The following is an 18,574-nucleotide window of genomic DNA, read 5'->3' on the forward strand; positions in this document are numbered from 1 at the left end:
TAACAGATAGATGTATAGAATCAAACTAAAATCATTATAAAGAGACCTTTATAATAACTCTTATATTAGAATTGTTATAATAGCTAAAACAACATAAAAGTACAGAACCTAACGTAGGCTCTGTACATGATAATTTATCCAAGTAGTCATTATTACTAAACTCATATGATAAAAGAATTATAGCATTCAAATCTTATATAAGCAATCGATGAGTTTAGAGGACTGAATCAATGACTGACTTCATTAACACCGGTGAAATATACGCCTCAATAGCTGATGCACCAGCTAATATAATAATGGCAATAAGGAAAGAAATTAAGTATTTACCTAGCAACGGCATAAATGGATTATTTACTTTCTTCATAAACAACCGACGAATCATCTTCATTGAAAATGAAATCGCAAAAGTAGATGTAATAATAAAAATTGGAATGATAATCATATTTTGTGGCAAAATGGACACAAAAGATAGTAAAAACCCATGCCACTTTAATTGACTTACTAAAAAACCGACAGTAAAACCAACGACCATCCCTTTCACAAATAATAAAACTAAAATAAGCGGTAATCCAATAATAGATATCCCCAATAGCCATATCACGCCTATATATTTACCATTATGAAGTAAGCTTTGTTCAAATATGTTAGCCGGTGTCGCCATTTCTTCATTTGAAACATGACCAAAAAACTGAGTCAAGTATTGAAATAAATCCTCTTTTTGCGTCAAACTTAAACTGTTTACGACCACCGCTCCAAATATGACACCCATCAAAAACAATATAATAACAAACAAGTAGATTGAGGAATGCTCACGGAAATGATTTGCTACGACGTTCTGGTACATTTTTTTTATCATTGCTCTTCCTCCTGAAAATGATTTCACTTACTAGAATGTATGCTAGACTTGCTGAGATCATGACAGAAAGATACGAAATAATATAACTAATCTATTAAAATTTTTATTGTCAATAAGATGTTATTTATTTACACTTTAAGAAAGTTACATTTACTATATGTAAAAGGGTATGATAGACCGGCGATAGGCGCTATTAAATTAAAAAGGAGAATAAAGAATGAATCCCATCTTAGTAGATTTTCCAGAGAAAATAGAAACAACACGTTTGTATTTTAGACCATGTTTGCCTGGTGACGGCAAGATAGTGCATGAAGCCATTGCAGTGTCGCGAGATTCTCTAAAAAAGTGGTTGCCTTTTGCTGTAAAAGAAGAGACTGTTGAAGAAGTAGAAGCTGGAATACGCGCATCTTTTGCCGAATTTATTAACCGAAGCGATTTCCGTCTACATATCTATCTGAAGGAGAATCATCTTTTTGTTGGCTCAATCGGCCTTCACCGGATAAATTGGGATATTAAAAAATTTGAAATTGGTTATTGGTGTGATAGCCGCCAAATTAAGAATGGCTATATAACAGAAGCTGCAGAAGCTTTGACAGCTTTCTGTTTTGAGCATTTCAAAGCGAATAGAGTTGAAATCCGCTGTGATGAAAAAAATATAGATAGTCGGCGAATAGCGGAACGTCTCGGTTTCCCATTAGAGGGCATATTGCGTAACGATAGCTTAGCAACCGATAACATATCCCTAAGAAGTACATGTGTGTATGCAAAAGTAAAAGTTGATGACTAATTGATATCCTCATACAAAAAGGTGAGGGCCTTGTCAAAATCTTAAACAAAGCCCCCACCATCTCAAGAAAAAAATAAACATATCCCCGATTAATTAACTCGCCTTTGACGACTGAATGAGGTCGTGGTCCTTTTTTGTTTTATGAGCCACATTACCATAAATAATCCCTAAAATGATAATACAAACCCCTAACCACTGAAGCGGGACAAGTTCTTCCTGTAAAACCAGTACAGACATTAGTAAAGCAACTGGTAATTCTGACGATGTCAATATTGTACCTAACCCAGCACCCACATGAGGCATTCCGATTGCAAATAACAATGGTGGTAAAGTGACACCAAAAAGACCTAAAAACAATCCGTACGGCATAAGTGCCGTTACAGTTGCTGCATCAGCTAAGAAAACTGGCGGGAAGATGACAAAAGTAATGAGTAATCCACCAATGGCAAAGACAGCGCTTCTTTGGATCGGCGGTACTTCTTTCCCTACCGTGCTACTAATATAGGCGAAGATGGAGAAGGATAATGCCGCAAGCATACCCCATCCTGCACCAACTAGAGAAAAGTCATTAAATCCTTGTGACAAAATACCTGTTGCCAAGAAAGAGCCAATAAGTAACAGCAAAATCGCACGTAATTTTTTCATTCCTGGTTTTTTTCTATCAACAATAAACTCAATAGCCGTACCAATCCAAACAAACTGAAATAAGAAAATGATGGCTAACGACGCATTTAAAGACTGTAAGGATTGATAATAAAATATTCCCGTTAAACCAGTTGGCACACCACATAATACGAGAAAGCTAAAACGCTTGAAGCTTATCTTCTGTTTTTTTGTAAACAAGAATATAAGCCAAATCAGTAACGTCCCAGCTAAAAATTGACTTCCAGAAACTTCAGCAAGTTCGAACCCCTCACCGTAGGCAAGCTTGACAAAGGTTGATAATACACCAAAGCAAGCACCTCCGATAAGGACTGCTAAAGGATACATTGATTGTTTCATCCGTATTTCCTCCTCAATCTACCGGTTGACAAATATCGTTTTAATAAAGATAAGAGCATTTTTTTAAAATACAAAAAGCCACACATCGATGCTACTTGCATCAATGTGTGGCGAAAAAAGAGTGTCTACTCTTAAAAAGTCCACAAATCCGTACCGGTTTTGGCATTCAATTATTTATACCACTGTATCTTATCCCCGACATGGGTAGTCTGTCAAGTCTAGTATTTAATCAATGCGAATTCTACCATATCTTCCTCCGCCACCTACGTCAAATTGTAAGCTCCCTGATCTCGCCTGCTCAATCAGAAGCGCTGCTTGTTCAGGTATGACTTGTTGCAATGAGGCAAGAGGAACATCATGGATGATGGCCATTTCTGTGCCATAATGAAGAAGTAGCTTTTCTAATGTCTTTACCCCGATTCCGGGAATAAACTCTAAAGGGATTTGATGGATATAGGGTGGTCGTTTCCTCCCTTGAGCCATTGAAGTTACATTTGCTAACTCTTGAATACGATTTTTTACCCCTTTAATGATTTTCTTACTAGCACAGTTACTGCATAGTACTGTCCCTTGTGGCTGGGCCACACCACATTGAACACAGACCGTCTCATGATATTTACCCAGAAGCGGATCTAATCCATAATTAGCTTCAACTGCTCTTCCATCCATTTGTTGCAGTGCCATAGTTAACTCCTTAAAACTTAATTCTTGGAGGGAGATTTTTTGGTATTCTCTTGCAATTTTCGCTAATGAATGCGCATCAGAGTTTGTTATAAATGGATAGTCATGTAACTCAGCTATCCTGTCGGCCATTTCTGTATTAGCACTCAATCCTAATTCAATTGCATCAATCGAATGAGGGTCAAATACTTCCTTAAGTGAATGCTTTACGCCCTTTCCATATAAGCTTTTAAAAGGTGTAAACACATGGGCAGGAATAAACAAACCTTCTAATTCCTTTACCTTTTGTTGAAGCATACGTCCTTCTATATAAACACGCTGTGAACTCAGTTGAATATTCTTCATTAAAACTGACAACCAGTTTGAAAAATCTTTCATGTGGCTAAGTGTTGGGAAAAACGATAGAACATGGATGGGCCCATGACAATATTGATCATAAATCTCGAGCTCTGAACCAAGAATAATCATCATATCATCAAATAATAATCCGCCATCCTCATGTTCTTGTAACTCACCCTCCTGAAGTAAAGCCTCTATTTCAGTTATCACTTCTGGAGAATGACAATCGATAATCCCAATGATGTCTAACCCTTTTTGATTTTTTGCATGATGAATAATGTTTGTAAAAGTCAAGTTTTTTGAACCTGTGATTTTAACCGGCTTTCCAGTAGCGGTTCTCCCAATATGAATATGCAAATCTGCATAATAAGATTTCATTTTTCCTGCAATGCTTCTTTTAGTTGCATATATTGAACTGCATAAGCGGTTTTCGCATCATAGATTTTTTGCTCTCCTATTAATTGGACAGCTTCTTGAACAGTGACTTCTTTCAGATTAACAAATTCATCTTCATCAAGATTGGCCGAATTTTCTATCACATGTAAACCTTTTGCCATATACAAATGAACAATTTCATCAGCAAAACCAGGAGAGGTATAAAAAGAAATAAGCCACTCTATCTCATCACACCCATACCCTGTTTCTTCTTCTAATTCTCTTTTTGCACATTGTAGGGGATCTTCGTTTCCTTCTAATTTACCTGCTGGTATTTCAATTATCGTCTTCTCAAGTGCTTTACGGTATTGTTCAACCATAACCATTTTTCCTTCATCTGTTAGTGCTAATATTGCTACTGCACCTGGGTGCTTGACTACTTCTCTTTTCGACAATTGTCCGTTCGGTAGTTCAACTTCCTCTACTTGGAGTCGAATAATCCTACCGTCAAAGATTTTTTCCGTTTTTAACGTTTTTTCTTCTAGGCGACTCATTTTCTCTCGTCACTCCTGTTCTATCCGATTATTCTGCTCATACATTTTAACATACTTATGTTTAGGAGAGCTCTTGATGAAAATTTACGTTCATGAAAAGGGTATTACCTTTGTTGGTAAGGCATGGGAAATAAAAGAAAAACTAAAGGTTTATCAGAAGTCATTTACTTATGTTAGAGAATGGATAGATGGAACAACAAATGATGATTATTACAAGGAGCCCAAGAATAGCGAACGTGACTCATAAATTCTCCATGCAATGAATCAAAAGATTTGTTTAACCTCTCTCAGTATCGGTAAAATAGATAAAAAATACTCAGAGAAGAGCGGAGGTTCACAAATGAAAAAAGTACAGTTAGGTAAATCACCATTAATGGTTACTCCACTTGGTCTTGGTTGTATGTCACTTGGAACAGATAAACGAAAGGCACAAGCGATTATTGAAACAGCACTAGAAGAAGGTATTAATTATTTTGATACAGCCGACTTATACGACTTTGGTTTGAATGAACAGCTAGTTGGAGAAGCGTTAAAACGCGTACGAGAGGATGTCGTTATTGCCACAAAAGTAGGTAATCGGTGGACTGAAGGAAAAGAAGGCTGGCGCTGGGATCCGTCAAAAGCTTATATAAAAGAAGCCGTAAAACAAAGCTTGAAACGATTAAGTGTAGAATATATTGACTTATATCAATTGCATGGCGGGACGCTAGAAGATAATATACTAGAAACAATTGACGCGTTTGAAGAGCTTAAACAAGAAGGTTTTATTAAGGCATATGGTATCTCCTCCATTCGTCCTAATGTGATTCGCGAATATGTTAAGCATGCCTCTATTGATTCAGTAATGATGCAATATAGTTTACTTGATCGTCGTCCAGAGGAAGAAGTTTTACCACTATTAGCTGAAAATAACATTAGTGTCGTTACGAGAGGTCCACTCGCTAAAGGTTTATTAAGTGAAAACTGGATTGATAAACTATCGGAACAAGGATATTTAGATTATAGTGAAACTGAATTGCGTGCTCTTCTGACTGAGCTTAAAGCAAAGTTTACTGAAACACGCCATCTACAAGAAGCGGCTATACAATATAACTTGGCACATAAAGGGGTTACTTCTATTATTGCCGGTGCCTCTTCTATGGAGCAGGTTAAAGAGAATGTTGCCGCCGTTCGTGCAGAGCCATTATCTAAGTCAGAATTAACTTTCATGGAACAATTAGCTAAAATGAATAAGTACGAGGCACATCGTTAACACTTACTTAAATCAAAAAGGATGACGTACCTTTGGATACGTCATCTTTTCTCGTAATCTATTATTTAAATTCTTTCCAATTTAAGTTACTTTCGCCTAAAAGCTCTTCAAAGCTTTTATTTTTCTCACGTAATTTACGCTCTTCTGCTTTTCTACGTGATTCTTCCTCAAACTTTATTTCTTCCGCTTTTTTTAGCTCATTTTTCTTCACTTGCAACCCTCTGACAAGCTCAGGATTTAACATATCTCCTAAAGTAAGCGGCTTATCTTCACTTATTTTCTTTGATTGTGCTCGCTGTTTTCTCTGCTTCATGACTGGTGTCCTACCCCCTCATTCTTTTGTATAGAATGTATGGTTATTATAGCATAGAACCCTCTCACCATAAATTATTCTGCAAGCTCTATTACAGTTGCCACACCTTGGCCACCACCAATACACAATGTTGCTAAACCTTTCTTCGCTTGGCGTTTTTGCATTTCATGGATGAGAGTAACTAAAATTCGTGCGCCACTTGCACCAATTGGGTGCCCTAGAGCAATTGCGCCACCGTTTACATTTAAGATGTCTTTCTTAAAGTTCAATTCACGATCAACCGCTAGGGACTGGGCCGCAAAAGCTTCGTTTGCTTCAATTAACTCTAATTCTTCCAATGTAGTATTTGCTTTCGTTAATGCTTTCTTCACCGCTTCTACTGGACCAATTCCCATAATACTTGGGTCAACACCAGCATTCCCATTTCCTTTAATTGTAACAAGTGGCTTAATTCCTAACTCTTCCGCTTTTTGTTTACTCATTACTACCACTGCCGCTGCACCATCATTGATACCAGATGCATTGCCTGCTGTCACACTTCCTTCTTTTCTAAATGCTGGGCGGAGTTTACCTAATTTTTCTGCCGTTGTACCTGCTTTTGGATGTTCATCTTGATCAAAAATGATTGGCTCTCCTTTTCGCTGCGGAATCTCTACCGGAACGATTTCATCTTTAAAGCGACCAGATTCGATTGCTTGCGTTGCTTTCTCTTGGCTCTCAGCCGCAAATTGATCTTGTTCCGCTCTAGAAATCTCATATTTATCACATAAGTTTTCAGCAGTTACACCCATATGATACTGATTAAATGCACATGTTAGCCCATCATCAATAAGGGAGTCATATAAAGTAGTATTACCCATTTTAAACCCATCACGTGCACCTTTTAGAATATAAGGTGCTTGACTCATATTTTCCATGCCACCAGCGACAATAATGTCTGCATCTCCAGCGACAATTGCTTGCGTTGCTAAATGAACGGCTTTCAAGCCAGAGCCACACACTTTATTAATAGTCATTGAAGAAACACTTTCAGGTACACCTGCTTTTATAGCTGCTTGTCTTGCTGGGTTTTGGCCTAATCCTGCTTGCAGCACATTCCCCATAATAATTTCGTCAACTGCCGATGCTTCTACCCCTGCTTTTTTTAATGCTTCCTTAATAACTACTGCTCCTAGATCTATCGCTGATACCCCTTTTAAACTCCCATTAAATGTTCCTAACGCTGTTCTTGTAGCGCTTACAATAACGACTTCTGCTCGTTCCATACTGTTTTTCCCCTCCATGGTTACCTTGTTATGAATCTACCTCTCTATTATGCCACACTTTACTTAATTCTTGCATTTCTGAATATTAAACCACTACAATAAAGTAAACGCTTTCTATAAAAGGAGGAATATAATGTTTACACTGCCAAAAGAAGTGACGATTATTGAAGTGGGCCCGAGAGATGGACTACAGAATGAAAAAAACTTCGTTCCAACAGATATCAAAAAACAATTTATTCAAAAATTAAAAAGTGCTGGTGTAAAAGAAATGGAACTTACCTCATTTGTTTCGCCAAAATGGGTACCGCAAATGAGTGATGCAGCTGAAATTGTTGCTGATACCCTCACATCACATACGCGAGATATGGTGCTTGCTCCCAACCGAAAAGGGATTGATCGTGTTTATGCTACTGATTGCCAGGCCGTTGCTACTTTTGTTGGTGTTAGTCAAACGTTCAACAAAAAGAATATTAATAAAACAACCGAAGAAAGTGTCGCTGAAATTGTGCCAATAATCAAAGAATTAAAAGGAAATGGATATTTTGTACGTGCTTGTATTTCCACAGCTTTTTATTGTCCGTACGAAGGAAAAGTAGATGTAAATGATACATTAAAATTATGCCAAGCCTTTGTCAATGCAGGAGCAGATGAGTTAAGTGTTGCTGATACCATCGGAATGGCGGCTCCGCATGAATCATTTGATGTATTTAAAAAGTTAAAAGATGCTTTTCCTAAAACACTCATTACCGCTCATTTTCATGATACACGAAAATTAGCTCTTCCTAACATCCTTGCTGCTCTTCAAGCTGGTGTCGACCGTTTTGATACTTCTGCTGGTGGGCTTGGCGGCTGCCCTTTCGCTCCAGGTGCAGCTGGGAACGCTGCTACGGAAGATGTGGTATATATGTTAGAGAGAATGGGTATCTCAACCAATATAGACTTGCAAAAGTTAGTTGAAGCCATTCATCTCGTTAAGCCACATATGACAAGGACAATTGAAAGTAGTTATTTTCAACTAAATGCTTAAACAATCCGTCCATCTTATGACACGAACCGGTGTTTTAAGATGGATATTTCTTTTGTCCAAATGGTAAAATAAAGGAAAACACCATGGAGGGAAAAAATGAAAAGAATCCTGCGCTATAGTTTATTACTGCTAACTGTTATTCTCTCTATTGGCACCTATTTCACAAATAAATTAATGTATATTCGTAAAAAAGATAACGCGGTTATCGTTGAAAGAGAAAGCATCGCTGGCAGATTAAATGTCTCAGCCTATGATCAATTAGAAAAGGAAGAACATTTTATCCATTCTCCTTTAGGATACTCTCTTAAAGTTGTCGTTGCTGCACCTTATCCTAGTAATAGATACGTCATCATTTCTCATGGGGTGACAGAGAATAAAACGAACTCTATAAAATATATGAACTTGTTTTTATCTCGCGGGTTCAATGTTGTTATTTATGATCACCGAAGACATGGTGAATCTGGCGGGAAGACAACGAGCTATGGCTATTATGAGAAATATGATCTTAAAGCTGTGGTAGATTGGCTCAAAAGGCAGAAAGGTCCTGATGTACTCTTAGGTATTCATGGTGAATCAATGGGGGCAGCGACAATGCTCTTATACGCTGGGAGCCTTGCTGATGATGCTGATTTTTATATTGCTGATTGTCCTTTTTCTGATTTATCTGGTCAACTTACTCATCATTTGCGTACGACCTTTAAATTACCACCTAAAGTAATCTTGCCAATAAGTAACGTTTTTCTTAGATTGCGTGACAAATATTCCATCCATGACGTGTCACCACTCGCTGTCGTATCTTATATCAGTAAGCCTGTTCTTTTTATCCATAGTAAAGATGATACATTTATCCCACCTGTTATGACGGAAATGCTGTATGAACAAAAAAATGAACCCAAAAAACTGTTCATTGCTAAAAATGGCGCACATGCTCAATCATACAATGAAAATAAAGAAGCCTATGAAGCAGCCATCGACTCTTTCTTTACGGATAATGGAATCCCCTTTCAAGTGGAAGATTCACCTGCCCATAAATTTGAGCGATAGCCTACCATAAGCTGATTTTTAACCAAATTCCCACCCTCTATCATTGACTAGACTGAAGCTTTTGTTTTTACTTGTTGCTCATTTCTCTTTTTAGCGCACACAGCTCTTTATAGATGCCCTCAACCAAGGCATAGAAAATCAAATTTGCCTAGCATAACTTTTCTAAGGCTATTATTCCTCGGGTTTATGGTGATAGCCTTTGTCATCATAAGCCTCTTCTTTAAGAATCCATTCTTTTCTCTTTTTTTGCAGTTCGAACTTCATATCGTTGATCTCACTTTTATCCTTCTGCCAGAGTACTTCATAACTAAACACTTCTTCACCGTATTTATGCCAATCTTCTTGTAATTCTTTGTTCATATGACGACCATCATTTAAGATCATTTTAGAAGTAAGCCAACGATTTTTCACATTTGGTACAGCATCAATAAATTTTTTTCCATTGCTTTCGTTTTTTATTCTAATCACACCATAATAGGTTTTCATCTCTTTATACTGTTGTTTTAATTCTTTCTTACGATCGGGTTTCAATAGTATTCCTCCTTAATCATTTACCCAATAGGCTTTGCCATCTGGCGTCCTGTTCATATATCCATAATCGATTAAATACCTTCTTATAGTGACATAATCATCGTATATGCCTACTAGTATTTCTTTTATTTCATCTTCTCCGTATGTGCGCCCAGTAACAAATTCTTTGATGATGCGACTTAAAATCGCGATTTTCTTTTTCTCTTTTTTCGGTAATCGTTTTAACTTGAGCGGATGGAGGCTCTCGAAATTTTCATTTATGATTTGCTCTCGTTCTTCTATTGTCATAAAGTAGCGTTCATCCACCATAGTCGCACCGTTATGAATAGGGATGATTTCTTCCTGAAGATGACCTAGAAACGCATTTTCATATATGGCTAAGTATAGCTTTGCTTGCTTTGCCTTTTCACGAAATGAAAACTTTTGATGGCGAATCGTTGAGTGAGATACATTCATCTCTTCTGCAATTTGGGCATCTTTTTTACCCGATTGAAAGGCGCTTAACAACTGCTTTTGTTTATCTGTTAGCGTATTATATTTACTCTCGTTTGAAAGTAGCTGCAGAAAATTCCCTCCGTGCTCTTCGGATATATGCCACTCTACTGCTTGTTTTCCTAAAAACATTTCTTCGGCAAATTGATAAACCCGCCCTGTTTCAAAAGTCTGTTGGCAATAATTACATACGTAAACAGCTTCTTGTGATCGATATTGATATCCTTGCTTTAGTTCAGTGACAGTTAATGATTGAAAGTCCATATTGCCCTCCTTATATAAACAAATTTTAAATATGTTTACTAAATTAGTCAACAAAAAAGAGAAGATTTCTGTTTCTTCTCTTTCTCATTTCGTATAATCCATAAAAGCCATACGTGGATTCAAGTATTCATAATTATTTTTTAATTGAAAGCATCTTGCCTTATCACTATAATCAATCGTTACCTCTTCTGATAAAAAGACTTCCTTAGAAGGCTCGATATAAATAGACATGAAATCTGTTTGTACTTCGCTGTCATCTGGCTCTAGTTCTTTCACAAGCCACAAAGCAGTTACACCACTTACAACACAGCCACAACCTTCAGTATCATATTTTAATTTTAAATAACCATCTTTATTTTTTAATTTTTCTGTTAGTTTCATTATGGCTCTTGGTGTAATTGTTATCTTCAACTTTACCGCCCTTTCTTCCTATGTTAATCATGATTATAACAACGAAAATGATTGAATAACAGCTTCAGTCCATTAGGTACCATTTGACAACCATCCAACTGCCATTATCTAATTATTATTTAATCTTTCTATTTCCAATCTGAGCTTTTCTTGGCTTTTAATAAACCAAAGTTCCTCTGGATATTGCGCCATAATGGCATTTGCAAATTCAACAGGATCATTACCCATAATATCCTGTAATGGAAGTTGCTCAATTGAACTTTCTTTAAATAATTGAAGCATATTTTCTAACACTTCCATAAAATTTTCTCCTTTGGCGAAATTCCACATATACTGTTCTAACGCATGAAGGGCGTCCTTGTAACTTTGTGGCAACTGCTCTTTTTCAGCTTTATAATCGTTATACCGCTTTTTACTGCCAATTAATTTTTCAAATAGGTTTTTCATTTACTATCATTCTCCTTTATGTCATTTAATTTTCTAGAGAGAAAAAACCATTTCTCCCAAAACTTATCGAGCTCATACTTTCCGGAATCATTTAACGTATAAAACTTCCTTGGTGGACCAAGCTCCGATTTTCTTTTTTCAACATGTAACAGCTCTTTCTTTTCAAGTCTAAGCAACACAGTGTACACAGTTCCTTCTGCAATATCTTCAAAGCCTATGTTTTGTAAATACTGTGTGATTTCATAGCCATAAGTCTCCCCCTGCCCTATTTTCTGAAGCACAATTCCTTCTAACACACCTTTCAATAACTCTGTTAACCCTTTCACTCGTTAAACCCCTCTTTCATTCTTAACTAAGTAGTAATACTAGGTAGTATACATAAACAACTTGTTCTTTAACATAAACGATATTAACTATATAGTAAAACTAAGTACTACTACATAATATGACTAAGTAGATAAATTGTCAATGGTTTAAAAAAATAAAAAACCACCTGAACTTCTTTTCTTAAAAGGTTCAGGTGGGAAGCACTTATGCTTACGCAATGATTGCTTGCTGTTTCTTTTCTTTCTTTTTATTTAAAAATAACACTAAACCTACAAGCCCAATACCGATAGCTGTTAAGATTGCTGCTGCGATATAAGCAGTCGTAAAGCTTCCTGTTGTTTCCTTGAAGTAGGAAGCGATACGTGGACCTACAAAAGCGCCCCCAGAATAGCCAAGAAAAACGATGGCATAGTTCATACCGAAATTCTTTTGACCAAATGACTGACTAGTTAAAGGCGGAAACACAACAAGTAAACCACCAAAAGCAAAACCGAGAATAATAATACAAATGGTGAAGTACACAAGTGATGTCGCCATCGTTAATAGTAATAATGCTGCAATCGTCATAACTAAATTAATTAATAGAGCGATATAGGAACCGAATTTATCATAAATAACACCAAACGCTAAGCGTCCAACAAAGTTCGATAATGTGCTAATACTGACAATGACTGCACCAACTGTCGCTGTTAACCCAACTTGGTCTTGAGCGATTACAGAGGCAGAAGATACCATCATTGTTCCTGCCGTACTCGCTGCCACTAAAGTTAAAAATAATAGATAAAACAGTGGCGTAGCAAGCATTTCCTTCCAATTTAGATTGATGATTGCCGCCTTTTTCTTTTGACTTTGTTCTTTTTCCGATGGTAATTTCCAGCCTTTAGGACGGAAGTTAGCTGGTGCAGTGTACATTAACCAACCCACAGCCCAAACACCGATAAAAAAGACGATCCCCAGTATACGAAATGATACTAGCACACCGAAACGTTCAATAATCATCGCCGCAATCGGAGACAATATAAATGGACCAATTGCTGCACTTGATAATAATAACCCTGAAATCTTTCCACCCTTATCAGGGAACCAGCGCATGGCTGTGACTAAGGCCGAATTATACATCATCCCCGCTCCACTCCCAGCGATTAGGCTGAAGGTTACATAAAGCATAGGAATGGTTGTCACTGAAGCGGTTAAAAACCATCCTAACCCAAAGAATAACCCACCAATATACATCAGCCACTTGACCCCATAGCGGTCAGTAATCATGCCGGCAAATATGGCAACAATAGCAAAAATTAAAGTGTACAATGAGTAAGCTAAGTTATAGTCCGCACTTGACCATCCATGTAATTTTGTCATCGGTTCCGAAAAAACACTAAAAATCGCAATAGAGGCGACGAGAAAAATAATGATCCAGGCACTAGTGAAAATAAACCAGCGATTTGGTACTTTCTTTGATTTTGACATGTTTATCCCCCTTTTTCGAACAATCGCTTCATTTCTTATCTTTAAAGAAAGATAGCCATTAAGCCTTTACTGCTTAATGACTATCTTCAAAAAGTAATTATACGATTGTGTAGCCGCCATCAATTGGTACGACTGCACCGTTCATAAATTTCGATTCATCTGATGCTAAAAATACGGCTAGATCAGCCACTTCATAGTCATTACCGAAACGGTCTAACGGTATTTTATTTGTTGGACGTGTTTTTAACATATCTGCTGTTAATGGCGTACGGATTGTTCCCGGTGCAATCGCATTAATTTTGATACCTTTTGAACCATAGACTGCAGCAATATGCTTCGTATAACCGACTACCGCATGTTTTGACGCCGTGTAAGCGGCTCCACCCATTTGTGCAACAAGACCTGCAATGGAAGCAATATTGACGATTGTTCCTTCACCGCGCTTTATCATATTTGGTAATACAAGGTTTGTAATTTTATAAATGGCTTTCACGTTAATATCAAATATTAAATCCCATTGTTGCTCTGTTGTTTCTAAACTGTTCGTGTATTTATCAAAAATTCCAGCATTATTGATAACAACATCAATCTGACCGTAGTTATCCATAGCTGTTTTTACCATATTTTCTAAATCAGCTTGTTCTGTTACATTGACTTTTACCGCTAAAGCTTCCCCGTTGTTTTCCTTTATTTCTGTTACTACTGCTTCAGCACCTTCCATATTTAAGTCAGCAACAATTACTTTCGCTCCTTCACTAGCAAAACGAAGGGCTTCAGCCTTGCCCATACCAGATGCTGCCCCTGTAATAATAGCTACTTTATTTTGTAATCTCATAACTGTCTCCCCTTTGAAAGTAAATTAAATTAGGATAAGTGATTGCCTATTCCTTTGTCCTACGTTTACTATTGTAAAATAGTCTTTTAATAACGTATAATACATATTTATCTATAATTTATAACTTTGAAGTTATGAAAGAGGTGGATAGTTTTGGAGCTTTTACAGTTACGCTATTTTCAAAAAGTAGCTCATTTAGAAAGCATCACAAAAGCAGCGAATGAATTACATGTATCTCAACCAGCATTGAGTAAAATGATTGCAAGACTTGAACATGATTTGGGGGCATCTCTTTTCGATCGTCAAGGACGAACCATTCGCTTAAATGATTTTGGTCGCTCTTATTTAAATAGAATCAATCGTGTGTTTTTTGAATTGGAGGAAGGCGAGCGTGAAATAGAAGAAATGGTAACGACACAACATCGTATCACTTCGGTTTCCATTGCCCTGCCACATATCTTACCCTTCTTTATTGGAGAGTTTATGAAGGAGCATCCTAATGTTCATATTAAACAATACACCGGCACAGCAGCAGCGATGAAAAAGCAATTAGAGGATGGAGATATTGATTTTTGTATTTCTATGAGGCCTATCGAAGGGACAGAAATTGAGTGGATGACCCTCCTTGATGAGGAAATCTTTTTATCTGTTCCACCTGATCACCACCTTGCCCACCGATCTTCGGTTCATTTAAATGAAGTATGTAACGAGGTATTTATTAATCGTCCGATGGGCTATGATTTTAGAGATTTAACGGATCAGTTTTGCTCTGAAGCAGGCTTCACTCCCCATACTCCGCTTGAACTTGAAGAAGCAGGGGCTATTTTACGATTGATTGAGCTCGGTTTAGGGATTTCTTTTACACCACAGTTATCATTATTGCAAGAGAATTTACCGAAAACAGTGCAACTCCCGATCACTGCTCCTCGTTGTCGACGTAATATTGGACTCGCCTGGCATAAAGGACGTTATTTCTCTCAGGCTGCGACTGATCTCCATCAATTTACGGTGCGTTTTTTCAAACACATCGCTCTTACTTATTTTGACGATCAGAGTGTTGGCGATTGATACGGGGTATAGTTAACTTAACTTTCTTCTATATGAATGATTTCTGGTAGGAAAATGATATCAATACTGTCATCCTCCTTTACTACTCGAAGCGATTGTTTGAATGTATCTACATAATGAATGCGACCGGAAATAGTCACTTGTTCTCCTCGACGGAACAAGGTAAATGTTAACAAAGTATGAAACGCCATGGCCTCGCTAATCACCTCATCGAACTGTTCATATTGTTGTTCATCTAACTGAGGTTTAGTTTGTTTATGGTGACTTTCATCATACTCTCTTAAAAGCTTGACATGTTCCGGTAGCATCATTGAAACCCATTTCTTATTCCCACGATCACGAAGCATCACTTATTCCTTCTTTCTCATTACTATTTTTTATGGCCACCGACAAGTGTTGCTCTATGTCTCGCTGTACCTGCATCGGTATAAGAAACCGCTCGCAATAAGGAAGCAGATCCGAAGCGGGCACGAATGCGATCGACGGTATAGCCGAGCTTGCGCTTGTTAAAGCCGTTTTGATCAAATAAACTAAGCTGATACTCGTGATCATCGGTTATTTGTCCAAGAGAAATAGTAATCTTCCGAACCGTTTTGCCGTTATAATGTTCATCTAATAAAGCTAAACAAACATGATAAATGGTCATTGTTACATTTGTCGGCTCCTCCATTGTCCGAGAACGATAAAATCCACCACCAAACTCATCCTTGCTATATCCAAGCCCAAAATGAACGGTTCTTCCAGCCTTACGATGTGTGCGCGCCCTTCTTGCAACCTCCTCACACATTTCTAAAACAACATGCTTGATTTCTTCTTTATCAGTATAATCTCGAAGCAAGATTTGACTTTTCCCAAAGCTAATTTGACCTTGTAAAATCGGAGCACCGATTTCTGACAAATCTATTCCCCATGCGTGATAATATAGCTGATTGCCCATAATACCAAACTTTTTTTCTAGTGTAGTTAGATTAAAATGGGCAAGCTGACCAACCGTGAAAATGCCCATACTGTTCAAATTTTTCTCCATTCTACTGCCTATACCCCACATTTGACTTAATGGAGAAATCGGCCAAAGCTTTTCTTCTATCTGCTCATAAGTCCACTCAGCAATACCAGCCTTCTTTGCTTCTAAATCAAGACAAAGCTTTGCCATTAACATATTAGGACCAATTCCAACAGATGAAGGTAGTTGAAATTCCCTTTCGATATCATCTTTTATCTTTTGGGCAATCGTATAGGCGTCACCCCATATATGTTCTGTTCCGTCAATACGAATAAAACTTTCATCGACACTATAAGTGTGCACAGCCTCTTTTGGTACATAGCGATGAAATACACGTGTAATTTCCATAGAGACACGTAAATACGTAGCCATCTTTGGCTCTTCAATAATAATGCGCGGGTCATTGGGTACTTCAAATAGCCGCGACCCTGTTTTTATGCCAAATTCTTTCTTCATTCTCGGTGAAGCAGCAAGAATGACACTACCTTTACGATCATGATTTCCCGCCACTACAAGATAGCATTCCATTGGATCTAATCCCCGTATAACAGCTGAACAACTGGCATAGAAGCTCTTCATATCTATACATAAAATTTGTTGTTTTGGCATTACACTATAATCAACCATTAGATTGCCTCTTCTCACTATAAAATAAGAACTTATGTTCCGTTTATTTATACCCATAATATTAACCGAATATACGTTCTCTTTCAATGGAAATTTTACGACGAATTTCTTATATTCGACTGCCTAGACAAAACCTGGGATTAAATAAGAATAGCTCTATCATTAGATGAGATGGACTACGGGTAAAACAAACTCTTGTACAGCAGAAGGCCGCTCCTTCCATTATTCTATGTATAAATATTCGACATATTATGATATTTTACCTAAATCTATAATCAAAAAAAGTCCCAGCTTTTCCTCTTTTATTTGACATGCCTGTTATTTAACGGGAATGTTTAATGGATAGTCGAAAAAATCAGTGTTGCTCCGCTTCTTTGGCGGTTTGTACGAGCAAATCTCTTTTGTAACCAAAATAAGACACAAAAAAAACATGAACAAATTGTTCATGTTCCTGTTTTCTAAAGATTCCTAGCGAGTAAATGGGACCCAACCTTCTGCAGCTAGGATCACTTCCCATAATCCGTTCGGAATGTCATATTTATCTCTTTCTTTTAAATTCAGGGCATATTCTATTTTCTCAAGACGATCTTCTTGAATATATGCAGCCCATCTTGGTGAAATGAGCAATTCTCTACCTATAGCAATAAGCGGGATATTTCGTTCTCTAACAGCTAATGCATCATCAGGTGAATTCACTTTTCCAACGGCCATCAACGGAACGCGTCCGTTAATTACTTCATTCACCAGCTCAATTCTTGTGCGCTCTGTATCCGCCCCGCGGTGAGGAGTAGATAGTGCATGCATAAGGGAAATGTGCAAATAATCGAATGGAAGATTTGATAAGGCATCCACTAGTTGAAAGGTTTCAGTCATTGTTAAACCAGGTGTCGACGGCTCTTCAGGTGAGAAGCGATAACCGAAAATAAATGGTCTCTTTGCATGCTTATCAATCGCTTTTTGGCAAGCTTCCGCAACAGCCAATGGAAACTTCATCCGATTTTCTACGGATCCACCCCATTCATCCGTACGGTTATTCGTATAAGGGGAATAAAACTGCTGTACTAAATACCCGTTTGCACCATGAATTTCTACTCCATCAAAACCTGCTTCAATTGCTCTTCTCGTTGCTTCTCCAAAAGCTTCGATGATTTCTTCAATTTCCCCTGTCGATAGGGCACGAGCCTTTTGGTTATCACGATCGATATTTGATGCAGATACAACATCACCATCGGGAACAAGTTCAGAGGGACATGAAATGCCGCCGTGATGAATTTGTATCACCGCTTTTGCCCCTTCTTGTTGAACCGTCTCGGCTAGTTTTTTTAAACCAGGAATAAATTGGTCATCGTAAATAGCCGGTTGACCAGGAAAAGCTTTACCATTTGGTGTTACATTGGCGCAAGCAGTAATAACTGTACCTAAATCCTTTGCACGGGCCTTAATAAAGACTAATTCTTCTTCCGAAATAGAGCCATCTTCATTAGAAGAATAATGTGTCATCGGTGCGAGTGCAAGTCGATTTTTAACTGTCACACCGTTAGGAAATGTATAGGATTCAAATAATGGTTCAAATTTTGCTTTCATATCTATCACCTTTTCTCTATAAA

22 protein-coding genes are annotated in these 18,574 nt (G+C 37.5%); 6 read left to right on the top strand and 16 right to left on the bottom strand.

Annotated features, from left to right (window positions below; genetic code table 11):
• Window positions 1-214: 214 nt before the first annotated feature.
• Window positions 215-856, bottom strand: a complete 642-nt coding sequence (spoIIM, locus tag MHI57_RS06515) for a stage II sporulation protein M (RefSeq protein ID WP_307312990.1) — start codon at window positions 854-856, stop codon at window positions 215-217.
• Window positions 857-1,073: 217 nt separating this feature from the next.
• On the opposite strand from spoIIM, the gene MHI57_RS06520 reads away from it, so the two are divergent.
• Window positions 1,074-1,643 carry a GNAT family N-acetyltransferase gene (locus tag MHI57_RS06520; RefSeq protein ID WP_095372687.1) on the top strand — a complete coding sequence of 190 codons (570 nt, stop codon included), beginning with the start codon at window positions 1,074-1,076 and terminating at the stop codon, window positions 1,641-1,643.
• Window positions 1,644-1,736: 93 nt separating this feature from the next.
• On the opposite strand, the gene MHI57_RS06525 is transcribed toward MHI57_RS06520, so the two are convergent.
• The 3 genes from MHI57_RS06525 to MHI57_RS06535 all read right to left on the bottom strand — a co-directional run bounded on the left by MHI57_RS06525 (window position 1,737) and on the right by MHI57_RS06535 (window position 4,594).
• Window positions 1,737-2,645: an EamA family transporter gene (locus MHI57_RS06525; protein ID WP_307312989.1), complete on the bottom strand. Its 909-nt coding sequence runs from the start codon at window positions 2,643-2,645 to the stop codon at window positions 1,737-1,739.
• Between the two features lie 225 nt (window positions 2,646-2,870).
• Window positions 2,871-4,043, bottom strand: coding sequence for an endonuclease Q family protein (locus MHI57_RS06530; RefSeq protein ID WP_095372685.1), 1,173 nt, complete (start codon window positions 4,041-4,043; stop codon window positions 2,871-2,873).
• A complete protein-coding gene (locus tag MHI57_RS06535) occupies window positions 4,040-4,594 on the bottom strand; it encodes an NUDIX hydrolase (protein WP_095372684.1) in 555 nt (184 codons plus the stop codon). Before MHI57_RS06535 ends, MHI57_RS06530 begins: the two co-directional genes overlap by 4 nt.
• Before the next feature lie 76 nt (window positions 4,595-4,670).
• Here MHI57_RS06535 and mciZ point away from each other — a divergent pair, with 76 nt between their 5' ends.
• Both mciZ and MHI57_RS06545 read left to right on the top strand, forming a co-directional pair.
• Window positions 4,671-4,841, top strand: coding sequence for a Z-ring formation inhibitor MciZ (mciZ, locus tag MHI57_RS06540; protein ID WP_307312985.1), 171 nt, complete (start codon window positions 4,671-4,673; stop codon window positions 4,839-4,841).
• 93 nt (window positions 4,842-4,934) lie between these two features.
• Complete coding sequence (locus MHI57_RS06545) at window positions 4,935-5,846, top strand: aldo/keto reductase (protein ID WP_095372682.1); 912 nt, start codon at window positions 4,935-4,937, stop codon at window positions 5,844-5,846.
• A 61-nt stretch (window positions 5,847-5,907) separates the two neighbouring features.
• Here MHI57_RS06545 and MHI57_RS06550 read toward each other — a convergent pair whose 3' ends face one another.
• Entirely contained in the window at window positions 5,908-6,159 is a 252-nt protein-coding gene (locus MHI57_RS06550; RefSeq protein WP_307312981.1) for a YqkE family protein, read from the bottom strand.
• Between the two features lie 74 nt (window positions 6,160-6,233).
• A complete protein-coding gene (locus MHI57_RS06555) occupies window positions 6,234-7,424 on the bottom strand; it encodes an acetyl-CoA C-acetyltransferase (RefSeq protein ID WP_095372680.1) in 1,191 nt (396 codons plus the stop codon).
• Between the two features lie 133 nt (window positions 7,425-7,557).
• Between MHI57_RS06555 and MHI57_RS06560 the strand changes: the two genes are divergently transcribed.
• A complete protein-coding gene (locus MHI57_RS06560) occupies window positions 7,558-8,451 on the top strand; it encodes a hydroxymethylglutaryl-CoA lyase (protein ID WP_445293165.1) in 894 nt (297 codons plus the stop codon).
• A 96-nt stretch (window positions 8,452-8,547) separates the two neighbouring features.
• Entirely contained in the window at window positions 8,548-9,495 is a 948-nt protein-coding gene (locus MHI57_RS06565) for an alpha/beta hydrolase (RefSeq protein ID WP_095372678.1), read from the top strand.
• 171 nt (window positions 9,496-9,666) lie between these two features.
• Here MHI57_RS06565 and MHI57_RS06570 read toward each other — a convergent pair whose 3' ends face one another.
• The 7 genes from MHI57_RS06570 to MHI57_RS06600 form a co-directional block, all read right to left on the bottom strand.
• Window positions 9,667-10,026: a GIY-YIG nuclease family protein gene (locus tag MHI57_RS06570; RefSeq protein ID WP_322909571.1), complete on the bottom strand. Its 360-nt coding sequence runs from the start codon at window positions 10,024-10,026 to the stop codon at window positions 9,667-9,669.
• 12 nt (window positions 10,027-10,038) lie between these two features.
• Window positions 10,039-10,782, bottom strand: coding sequence for a DUF2087 domain-containing protein (locus MHI57_RS06575; protein WP_095372677.1), 744 nt, complete (start codon window positions 10,780-10,782; stop codon window positions 10,039-10,041).
• A gap of 84 nt (window positions 10,783-10,866) precedes the next feature.
• Entirely contained in the window at window positions 10,867-11,193 is a 327-nt protein-coding gene (locus tag MHI57_RS06580) for an iron-sulfur cluster biosynthesis family protein (protein ID WP_095372676.1), read from the bottom strand.
• 108 nt (window positions 11,194-11,301) lie between these two features.
• Window positions 11,302-11,640: a DUF1048 domain-containing protein gene (locus MHI57_RS06585; RefSeq protein ID WP_307312973.1), complete on the bottom strand. Its 339-nt coding sequence runs from the start codon at window positions 11,638-11,640 to the stop codon at window positions 11,302-11,304.
• Window positions 11,637-11,966, bottom strand: coding sequence for a PadR family transcriptional regulator (locus MHI57_RS06590; protein ID WP_095372674.1), 330 nt, complete (start codon window positions 11,964-11,966; stop codon window positions 11,637-11,639). Before MHI57_RS06590 ends, MHI57_RS06585 begins: the two co-directional genes overlap by 4 nt.
• Window positions 11,967-12,177: 211 nt before the next feature.
• Window positions 12,178-13,434: an L-lactate MFS transporter gene (locus tag MHI57_RS06595; protein WP_095372673.1), complete on the bottom strand. Its 1,257-nt coding sequence runs from the start codon at window positions 13,432-13,434 to the stop codon at window positions 12,178-12,180.
• Window positions 13,435-13,531: 97 nt separating this feature from the next.
• Window positions 13,532-14,269, bottom strand: a complete 738-nt coding sequence (locus MHI57_RS06600; RefSeq protein ID WP_095372672.1) for an SDR family NAD(P)-dependent oxidoreductase — start codon at window positions 14,267-14,269, stop codon at window positions 13,532-13,534.
• 153 nt (window positions 14,270-14,422) lie between these two features.
• On the opposite strand from MHI57_RS06600, the gene MHI57_RS06605 reads away from it, so the two are divergent.
• On the top strand, window positions 14,423-15,337 hold the full coding sequence (locus MHI57_RS06605) for a LysR family transcriptional regulator (RefSeq protein WP_095372671.1): 915 nt from the start codon (window positions 14,423-14,425) through the stop codon (window positions 15,335-15,337).
• A gap of 17 nt (window positions 15,338-15,354) precedes the next feature.
• Here the strand turns inward: MHI57_RS06605 and MHI57_RS06610 are convergent, their stop codons facing one another.
• From MHI57_RS06610 to MHI57_RS06620, 3 genes are all read right to left on the bottom strand, one after another.
• The gene (locus tag MHI57_RS06610) at window positions 15,355-15,684 is read right to left on the bottom strand and encodes a YolD-like family protein (protein WP_095372670.1); all 330 of its coding nucleotides are present in this window, start codon (window positions 15,682-15,684) and stop codon (window positions 15,355-15,357) included.
• 23 nt (window positions 15,685-15,707) lie between these two features.
• A complete protein-coding gene (locus tag MHI57_RS06615; protein WP_095372669.1) occupies window positions 15,708-16,967 on the bottom strand; it encodes a Y-family DNA polymerase in 1,260 nt (419 codons plus the stop codon).
• A gap of 468 nt (window positions 16,968-17,435) precedes the next feature.
• Window positions 17,436-18,551 carry an NADH-dependent flavin oxidoreductase gene (locus MHI57_RS06620; RefSeq protein WP_095372668.1) on the bottom strand — a complete coding sequence of 372 codons (1,116 nt, stop codon included), beginning with the start codon at window positions 18,549-18,551 and terminating at the stop codon, window positions 17,436-17,438.
• Between the last annotated feature and the right edge of the window lie 23 nt (window positions 18,552-18,574).

Source organism: Cytobacillus sp. FSL K6-0129, from assembly GCF_038007625.1.
Lineage (GTDB): Bacteria > Bacillota > Bacilli > Bacillales > Cytobacillaceae > Cytobacillus > Cytobacillus kochii.